1 protein-coding gene is annotated in these 724 nt (G+C 61.0%); it reads left to right on the top strand.

What is annotated here, in order from left to right:
- Nucleotides 1-504 precede the first annotated feature (504 nt).
- Nucleotides 505-724, top strand: a 220-nt coding sequence (locus BRX37_RS26395) for an arylsulfatase regulator (RefSeq protein ID WP_318276982.1), incomplete at its 3' end; no start/stop codon positions are given.

Raw genomic sequence — 724 nt, 5'->3', positions numbered from 1 at the left:
TGGGTACGTCGCCGCTGGATACCTTTCCTGATCTTCCACGTTGCTGTTCGCAACGACCGGGCGTTCGCACTCTACCAACGGCTTGGCTATACCGTGTGCGGAGATGTGGTGGCGGCCAACAAAGAATCGGGCGCTACACGTAGCGGCGTGTGCTCGCAAACAGCCTGATTTCCTGCTCACGCTTTCTGCCACTGGCGGGGAGCGTCCTGCTCGAATTATCTGCCAGTGTGCTCGCCATCACCGGCGCTGCTTGCAAACGGGGCGTTGTGCTCACGCTCCGTGCCAATGGGCTCTCCAAACCCGTAGCCGGCAAGCGCTTTTGCGAAGCAGGTTTCCAGAACAGTTCTGACAAGCGGCGGGCCGCAGAAATGCGTTGTCGTCATGGCCCGCCCGCGAGGTCGTCAGAAAGGAAGGTTTTCGCGAACAGGGCCGGCGCGTCGTGCTAGGCGATGGAACCCCGCAAGCGGACAGGATGCGATGACCAGGACCGAAATGCTGGAAACGATGAAGCGTCTCGACGCCCATGCGAACGCCCTGTTGCTTACCGGGGCCTCCGATATCGATCTGCTCGGCGGCATGTTCGACGTGATGCCCGACTTCAAGGCGTTGCTCGACGCCGGATACGGCGGTGAAATCGACAAGAACGCTGGTCGCTTCCCCGGTTTGCATCGCTACGCCGTCATGCTCTCCAATGTCGCCGAGGGGATCGCGGAAGGTTCCATCC

The sequence above is a fragment of the Sphingomonas sp. S-NIH.Pt3_0716 genome (genome assembly GCF_003950715.1).
GTDB classification, from domain to species: Bacteria; Pseudomonadota; Alphaproteobacteria; order Sphingomonadales; family Sphingomonadaceae; genus Sphingobium; species Sphingobium yanoikuyae_A.
This window is presented reverse-complemented; position numbering and strand designations above follow the sequence as displayed.